This window comes from Nonomuraea antimicrobica (assembly GCF_039536965.1).
Classification (GTDB): Bacteria; Actinomycetota; Actinomycetes; order Streptosporangiales; family Streptosporangiaceae; genus Nonomuraea; species Nonomuraea antimicrobica.
This window is the reverse complement of sequence record NZ_BAAAZP010000132.1, coordinates 1-7,318: the sequence shown is the minus strand read 5'-3', so window position 1 is coordinate 7,318 and position 7,318 is coordinate 1. Positions and strand designations below refer to the sequence as shown.

General features: G+C 64.6%; 9 protein-coding genes and 2 pseudogenes. 5 read left to right on the top strand and 6 right to left on the bottom strand.

What is annotated here, in order from left to right; genetic code table 11:
* Positions 1-291 precede the first annotated feature (291 nt).
* Complete coding sequence (locus ABD844_RS34295) at positions 292-1,017, top strand: dienelactone hydrolase family protein (protein WP_344887204.1); 726 nt, start codon at positions 292-294, stop codon at positions 1,015-1,017.
* Between the two features lie 95 nt (positions 1,018-1,112).
* Here the strand turns inward: ABD844_RS34295 and istB are convergent, their stop codons facing one another.
* The 3 genes and pseudogenes from istB to ABD844_RS34285 all read right to left on the bottom strand — a co-directional run bounded on the left by istB (position 1,113) and on the right by ABD844_RS34285 (position 2,554).
* The gene (istB, locus tag ABD844_RS34290; protein ID WP_425568707.1) at positions 1,113-1,700 is read right to left on the bottom strand and encodes an IS21-like element helper ATPase IstB; all 588 of its coding nucleotides are present in this window, start codon (positions 1,698-1,700) and stop codon (positions 1,113-1,115) included.
* Positions 1,693-1,833, bottom strand: a pseudogene (locus ABD844_RS53365) (ATP-binding protein); the annotation flags it as partial. The pseudogene ABD844_RS53365 and the gene istB, both read right to left, overlap by 8 nt.
* 133 nt (positions 1,834-1,966) lie before the next feature.
* The gene (locus ABD844_RS34285; protein ID WP_344887202.1) at positions 1,967-2,554 is read right to left on the bottom strand and encodes a Mu transposase domain-containing protein; all 588 of its coding nucleotides are present in this window, start codon (positions 2,552-2,554) and stop codon (positions 1,967-1,969) included.
* 118 nt (positions 2,555-2,672) lie between these two features.
* Between ABD844_RS34285 and ABD844_RS34280 the strand changes: the two genes are divergently transcribed.
* Complete coding sequence (locus ABD844_RS34280) at positions 2,673-3,167, top strand: hypothetical protein (RefSeq protein ID WP_344887200.1); 495 nt, start codon at positions 2,673-2,675, stop codon at positions 3,165-3,167.
* Here ABD844_RS34280 and ABD844_RS34275 read toward each other — a convergent pair.
* Positions 3,143-4,159 carry an integrase core domain-containing protein gene (locus ABD844_RS34275; protein WP_344887198.1) on the bottom strand — a complete coding sequence of 339 codons (1,017 nt, stop codon included), beginning with the start codon at positions 4,157-4,159 and terminating at the stop codon, positions 3,143-3,145. The two genes, ABD844_RS34280 and ABD844_RS34275, sit on opposite strands and share 25 nt — an antisense overlap.
* Before the next feature lie 6 nt (positions 4,160-4,165).
* Between ABD844_RS34275 and ABD844_RS34270 the strand changes: the two genes are divergently transcribed.
* On the top strand, positions 4,166-4,441 hold the full coding sequence (locus ABD844_RS34270; protein WP_344887206.1) for a tyrosine-type recombinase/integrase: 276 nt from the start codon (positions 4,166-4,168) through the stop codon (positions 4,439-4,441).
* Between the two features lie 578 nt (positions 4,442-5,019).
* On the opposite strand, the gene ABD844_RS34265 is transcribed toward ABD844_RS34270, so the two are convergent.
* Together ABD844_RS34265 and ABD844_RS34260 are read right to left on the bottom strand one after the other, a co-directional pair.
* The gene (locus tag ABD844_RS34265) at positions 5,020-5,880 is read right to left on the bottom strand and encodes an integrase core domain-containing protein (protein WP_425568706.1); all 861 of its coding nucleotides are present in this window, start codon (positions 5,878-5,880) and stop codon (positions 5,020-5,022) included.
* A gap of 40 nt (positions 5,881-5,920) precedes the next feature.
* Entirely contained in the window at positions 5,921-6,073 is a 153-nt protein-coding gene (locus ABD844_RS34260; RefSeq protein WP_344887194.1) for a hypothetical protein, read from the bottom strand.
* Positions 6,074-6,154: 81 nt separating this feature from the next.
* On the opposite strand from ABD844_RS34260, the pseudogene ABD844_RS34255 reads away from it, so the two are divergent.
* Together ABD844_RS34255 and ABD844_RS34250 are read left to right on the top strand one after the other, a co-directional pair.
* Positions 6,155-6,385: pseudogene (locus ABD844_RS34255) on the top strand (ISKra4 family transposase); the annotation flags it as partial.
* Positions 6,386-6,549: 164 nt separating this feature from the next.
* On the top strand, positions 6,550-7,101 hold the full coding sequence (locus ABD844_RS34250) for an SMI1/KNR4 family protein (protein ID WP_344887192.1): 552 nt from the start codon (positions 6,550-6,552) through the stop codon (positions 7,099-7,101).
* The last annotated feature ends 217 nt before the right edge of the window (positions 7,102-7,318 follow it).

The window sequence follows — 7,318 nt, the reverse complement described above, 5'->3', positions numbered from 1 at the left end:
GGGGCTCACGACGGGAGCACAAGAGAGTGCATCACCTCCATGACCTGCACGGATGAATATTCGGCACCCGCAGGGCCGGAATATGCCAGAAACCTGCCGCGAGAGTCAGTCTCCAGCACCGTGGCCAGGGCAGATGATCCGATAACGCTGCCGCGAGAACGGGGTTTGTGACGGACCTTGTGAGCCATCGCCGCATTTCAGAGGCACACCCGCGCTGTTCTGCCAGCGGTGAACTCTGCCAGCGGTGAACACCGGCCCGACCGGGCTCGACGATCACTACAGTCCAGTCTCATGACGACAGTGACAACCCGCACGGTCGAGTACCCGGCCGACGGCCTGACGATGATCGGGCACCTTGCGCTGCCCTCCGGCACCGGGCGCCGCCCCGCTGTGCTGCTCGGACCAGAGGGCCCAGGGCTCAGCGACGTCGAGCGCCGCCGAGCCGATGCGCTCGCCGAGCTGGGATACGTGGCGCTGGCCTTCGACCTCCACGGCGGGCGCTTGCTCACCGACCCCGAGGAGATGCTGGCCCGTTGCATGCCGCTGCTCTCCGACCCCGACCGGATGCGGGGCATCGGCCACGCGGCGCTCGACGTGCTGCGCGCCGAACCGCGGACCGACCTCGACCGGATCGCCGCCGTCGGCTACGGCACCGGGGGCGCCATCGGGCTGGAACTCGGGCGCGACGGCGTCGACCTCCGCGCCATCGGGACAGTCAACGCACTGACCACGGGCCGACCGGGCGAGGCCGCGCGCATTCGCTGCCCGGTGTGGGCCGGGGTCGGGTCGGAAGACCCGATCATGCCGCCCGCGCAACGGGACGCGTTCACCGCCGAGATGCAGGCCGCGGGCGTCGACTGGCGCCTCGTGGTCTACGGCGGCGCCTTGCACGCCTTCCACCACCCGCCGGTCGACCACACCGTGGTCCCCGGCGTCGGCTACCACCCACGGCACGCGCAGCGAGCCTGGCGCGACGTCGTCGACCTGCTCGCCGAGTGCCTGCCCGTGACGGAGTGATCTGGTCAGTCCAAGCTCGGCCACCCGCTGACCAGCGCTTACCGGTCACCACGGCAGGTTTCTGGCGTATTCCAGTCCCACCCCTGTGAGTGTGGTCAGCTGGCTTGTTCGGCTCTGGCTCGGGTTTGGGCAAGGCGGTAGGAGTCGGTGCCGGTCTCGATGATGTTGCCAGCGAAGGTGAGCCGGTCGACGATCGCGGCGCAGAGGCGCGGGTCGGTGAAGGTGCGGGTCCAGCCGGAGAAGGACTCGTTGCTGGCGATGGCGACGCTGTTCTTCTCTTCGCGTTCGGTGAGGACCTGGAAGAGGAGTTCGGCGCCGTGCCGGTCGAGTTCCATGTAGCCGAGTTCGTCAATGCAGAGCAGGTCGACGCGTCCGTAGCGGGCGACGGTCTTGGCTAGGACCTTGTCGTCGGCGGCCTCGACGAGTTCGTTCACGAGCTTGGTGGCGAGGGTGGAGCGGACCCGGTAGCCCTTCATTGCGGCCTCGGTCCCGAGGGCGATGAGCAGGTGGGACTTGCCGGTGCCGGAGTCGCCGATCAGGCAGAGGGGCTGGCCCTTTTTCACCCATTCGCAAGTGGCGAGCGTGTGGATGGTGGCGGGATCGATGTTGGGGTTGACGTGGAAGTCGAAGGCGCGCAGGGACTTGTCGCCGGGAAAACTGGGCGGCCTTGATGCGGCGTTCAGAGCGGCGGCGAGCGCGGTCGTCGCATTCGGTCAGCAAGAGTTCGGCGAGGAATCCCAGGTAGGACATCTGCTCGCGGGTCGCCTGCTCGGCCAATTCGGGAAAGGCGGTGCGGATGCTGGGCAGGCGGAGCATCCGGCAGGCCTGATCGATGGAGGCCTGGGTGGCCTGTTCGGTCATGCCGCGGTGGGGGACGCTCATGGTGTTCCTCCTTGGGCTGGGCGCTCGCCGGGCGCCCGGGCGCGTTTGAGGAGCTGGTCATAGGCCGTCACCGAGGGCAGCGGCCGGGTGTCGCGGGAAGCTGGACCAGGCGCCGTTCGGTCAGGAACGTCACCGTTGCCTCGTGGTTGTCGTGCTGGGCGGGCTCGGGAGCGGCTTGTTCGTCTTCCTCAGCGGCTTTGCGGGCCTCCAGGGCGACCGCGTCCGCGGTGAGGGCGCCGGCCCGCAGCGCGGCGGCCAGGCCGGTGACCAGATGCTCGGTAGGGATGTGACGGGTTAGGAGCAGCACTTCGATCAGCGCGCGGGTGCCGTCACGGTCGCCGTGGGCCTTGCAAGCCGCCGCCCACCAAGTGTCGTGAACCGGGGTGAACTTGCCCGCGGCCCGCGCCTGCTCCAGAGCGGTCGCGCCCGGCAGCGCGCCGGGCTTGCGGATCAGGACCTCCAGATAGTGGTCCAGCTCCAGGCGCCGGCCGCCCTTGGCGAACAACCGATCGTGCTCGGCGACGACCTGCTGCCCGTCATAGACGATCAGGTGGGAGGCGTGCAGCATGACCCGCAGTTGGCGGCCGATGAACCGGGCCGGGACCGAGTACCGGTTCGTCCGGACGGTGATCTGGCTGTAGCTGCGCCGCGCCACTATGCAACGGCCGTCGCCGCGAGTCTGGGCTGAAGACCCGCGGACCGGGAAACGCCGCGACCTCACCCGCGAGGAGGACAACGCCTTCTGGGCTTGGGCAGCGGTTGAGGTGCTGCGGATGACCGGAATCCGCATCGAAGAGCTCACCGAGTTCTCACATCACAGCCTGGTCCAATACCGAATGCCCGCCAGCGGCGAACTCGTCCCGCTGCTGTCAGTCGCCCCGTCCAAGACCGACGAGGAGCGACTGCTCGTCATCGCGCCTGAGCTGGCCGATGTGCTTTCAGCCGTCATCTGCCGGATCCGCACCCCCGATGGCAGCGTCCCGCTCGCGATTGCCTACGACCAATACGAGAAGACCTGGAACCCACCGATGCCGCTGCTGTTCCAGCACCGCGTCGGGTTGGAGACCCGGCCAATCCCGATCTCGGGCATTCGCACCCTGATCACCAAGGCTTTCACCACCGCCGGGATTACCGGCACCGACGGCAGGCCACTGGACTTCGTCCCGCACGACTTTCGAAGGCTGTTCGCCACCGAAGCGATCATGTACGGCATTGCGCCTGCCGAAAATTCCATCCATGTAGGTCAAGCGACATGTGAGTACTCGTGAAGGACGCCGCCAAGCCGGTCTCGTCGGCGTATGTTCATGTCGGTGATTCGCTCTGGATCCGTGATCGGGTCCGGGACGGTACGCAGCGGGGCGGATTGGTTCAGGGCTTGATGGGCTCGGTGCCGGTTATAGAACACTTCGTACTCGCGCAGGGCGTGCCGCAGGTGGCGTTCGTTCCAGAGCAAGCAGCGGTCCAGGAGTTCGTTTCGGCAGGACTGCACCCATCGCTCCATGATGGAATTCATTCGGGGCATCCGGATACCGGTGAGTACGGTCTGGATGCCTGCGTCGGCGAGGATTCCGTCCATGAGGGCGGGGAACTTCCCATCACGGTCTCGGATCAGAAAGCGTGGCCAGCAGTTCGCTTCCTCCAGGTCCATCACGAGATTCCTGATCGTCTGGATCACCCAGTCGGCGGTCGGGTGAGCGGTGGTGCCCAGCACTCGAATGCGCCTGCTGGCGTGCTCGATGACCGCCAGGATGTACTGGCGCTGCCCGTCCAAGGTGACGGTCTCGATGAAATCGCAAGCCAGCAGGGCGTCGGCTTGCGAGCGCAGGAAATCGCCCCACGTGGTGGACGCCCGCTTGGGGGCCGGATCAACACCTGCCTGCTTGAGGATCTCCCACACCGTGGACGGCGCGACCTTGATGCCGAGCGTGGCGAGCTCACTATGCACCCGCCGATAGCCCCAGCCAGGGTTCTCCCGAACCAGACACAGGACGAGAGCATGGATGGAGCCGACCGTGGGCGGGCGCCCAGGCCGCTTCGCCCGGCAGGTACGGGCGTGACGCCGTTGCATCAGATCGCGGTGCCAGCGCAGGACGGTATCCGGGCGGACGAGAAGCCGCAGTCGGCCCAGGACCTCGCGGGGCAGCGAGGCCAGGAGAGCGGTGAGAAAGGCCCGGTCCTCGGGTGCGAATCTCACTCTGGTGTCGGCGCCGAGTTGGCGTTCAAGGACGGCGATCTGGTGGCGTAGGGCGAGTATTTCCACGTCCTTATCCCGAGCGCCCATGGGCAATTTTCGGCAGGCGCACTGCCGCCCATCAGGCTCCATGACCTACGCCACGGAGCCGCCTCACTCATGCTCGCCGCCGGGGTAGAGATGAAAGTAGTACAGGAAACGCTCGGCCACACCTCCAGCGCCTTCACCGCCGACACCTACACCTCCGTCTACCCACAAGTCGCCACAGCGGCGGCCGAGAAGACCGCAGCCCTGCTGTTCGACGAGGAACACCAGACCGAACCCGGGAAACTCATCTCACTGAGAAGCTGACAGTCGGATAAAGCATCCGGCCCCGCACTCGCCGCCTTCTTACCGCGAGGCGGGGCCCCTGCTCTCCCCACAGCAGCCGGAGATACCGAATGGATCATGGCGTGTGCGGGGTTTGTGCACGCGAGCACACATGGAGCACGCAAACGCCAGAAGAAAATTCCGGAACGCATCCGATCCCGCATCACCGCAGGTCAGAACATGATCAAAGTGCGCCCTGCAGGGTTCGAACCTGCGACCGTCGGATTAGAAGCAAGATCCTTTAGTATCGCGGGGTGTCATTTGATGGTGGTTCGTGCCACCTCCGCGCACATTGCGTGTCAGGCGGTGCCGGGCCCTGACGACGCGTGACGGGGCGTGCGAGCATGCACCGAGCACGGCGGACACCCTATGATCATTGAATCGCGGCTGTGCAGAATGATTCCGCGCTCCAGACCACAGATAGAGATGGCGCCGCTGTGCTCGGCGCGTGCTCGCACGCCCGAACGGTCCCTCCGGCGCCCCATGGGAAGGCCGCTGTTCGACCTTGCACCGATTCAAAACTCGTGCACGTGGTCTGAGCTGGTGTTTCGTCGGGTCAGTTAGGCAGCTCGGTGGTACTCGTTGATCGCTCCGCTGAGCACCCCTCGACGCTTGATACGGCCTTCCATCGGCACGACAATCCGGTCGTCGTGATCAGGTGGGCGTTGCTGGCGGGATTGATGCGGTCGATGACCGTTGTAGTGCTTGACGTACTCGTCCAGGACCGACCGAAGGTGCCGCTCGTCGCAGATCAATATCCGATCGATGCATTCGGCTCGTACGGTGCGGACCCAGCGTTCGGCGTAGGAATTGGCTCGAGGCGTCTGCGGCGGCGTCTTCACCACCGCGATGGTCTCGGCGGTGAAGACCTCGTCGAAGGCGGCGATGAACTTGGCGTCACGGTCACGGATGAGGAACCGGAACGAGTTGATCCTCTCGCCTAGATTCATGAGCAAGTTACGGGCTTGCTGAGTCGTCCACGCGCCGGTCGGGTTGGCCGTCACGTCCAGAACGTGCACGCGCCGCGTCGCCACCTCCATCACGAACAAGATGTACAAGCGCTTCAAGGAGATCGTGTCTACGTGGAAGAAGTCACAGGCCATCAGCCCTTTCGCTTGCAGGCGCAGAAACGTTCGCCACGAGGTGTCCATGTCCCTGGGAACCGGACCGGGCCGGCGGGCCCGCAGGATCCGCCATACGGTCGCTTCGCTGAGCTGAATACCGAGCCGAACCAGCTCGCCGTGCACCCGCCGATACCCCCACGTCGGATTCTCGCCTGCCAGACGGACTACCAGGTCCCGGATTTCCGTGCTCGTTGCGGGACGGCCAGAGCGGTGAGGGTAGGTCCACGCGCGTTTAACTAACCGGCGATGCCAGGCCAGCAGCGTTCCCGGAGTGACAAGCCGATGAGCTCTCAGCATCGTCGGCAGGAAGCGAGACAACGCCGACAGGACCATCCGATCAGCCCAGTCCGGCTTCGGCCTGACGCCTCAGCACGGCCACCTCATGTCGGAGCACCATGATCTCGACGTCTTTGGACGACTGACTACGTCCCAGCAACACCGGCCAGCCGAACACCCGAATCAGGATCAGATACAACAAACGAACCGACACAAGCGGCGATCTTGCCCGAACCACCTCCGCAGGTCAAAACCGCAGATCAAACGCCCTGAGATGAGTTATGAAGCGGTACAGGGATGGCCGATCGCGACCGGCGTGATCGAAGGCGCCTGCCGCCATCTGATCGCCGACGATTCGACCTCGCCGGGGCACGCTGGGGCCTGGCCGGAGCCGAAGCGGTTCTGAAACTCCGCGCCCTGATCACCAACGGGTGACCTCGACGAATACTGGCGTTTTCACCTCGCCCGACAACACGAACGGGTCCACCAGAACGACTACCAGGACGGATACTCCCTCACGGCCTGATCGCTCCAGTCACTGAGGAAGAGCTGCACCCAAACGAGTTAACCAGCAGAGTCCTCCACGTCTGCGCAGTCGGTGTAGGGCTCAGCGATGCTGTCAAGAAAGTGCCCTGCGCATAGCTTTGTACTGCACATGCGACAGCCACTCGAACGGGATATCTTCGTCACATGAATACCCGATACGCCTGGTCTGAACGCTTCCCCAGAAGGCATCCGGCGGCTGAAAGTTCGGATCACCCGACGATCAGCCCACTCGGCGCTCTGCGTTCCCCGGCTACCGAAGACGAGGTCACCGAGCTTGAAGAGGGGCTGGGTGTGGGGCTACCGCCTAGTTATCGACAGTTTCTCCTGTTCGCCGACGGGTGGGGCAGCGACGATGACTGCTGTCTGCTGCGTGTCGAGGAAGTCGGCTGGGTGCGTGATGTCGATCCCTCGATGGTTGAGAGCTGGTCGGCACCCAAGCGGGAGAACTCCTGGAGCGTGCCCGACGAGCTCTACTACGTCTACGGACGGGAGCAGGACTCCATCCATTACAGAGGGGAGTATGTGCCCGACACCCTTCTAATCGGATACTGGGATGACGGAGCGGCTCTCCTCAATCCCCACGTTAGCACCGCTGAAGGTGAGTGGGAGGCCTGGTATGTCGCACCATGGCTGCCTGGGGCTAATCGTTACAGGTCCTTCTGGGACCTCGCTACGGACGAGCTAAGAACGCCATAAATACGTTGATACCCCTTCGTTGTTGTGGCGCAACCTAATGGGGAAAATGTAACCCTTGACCAGCCGTGGCCGACCAAGGGTTACATGGAGAGATTCAGGCCCGTGCGCCGGATTTGATAGCATCCTCTAATCCGGCGCCCTGCACCATGATGATCACTGACGTGATCTCAGCGAATTCCCGGTAGGTAGTCGTGCTCGAAATGGGTGAGGACAAGCG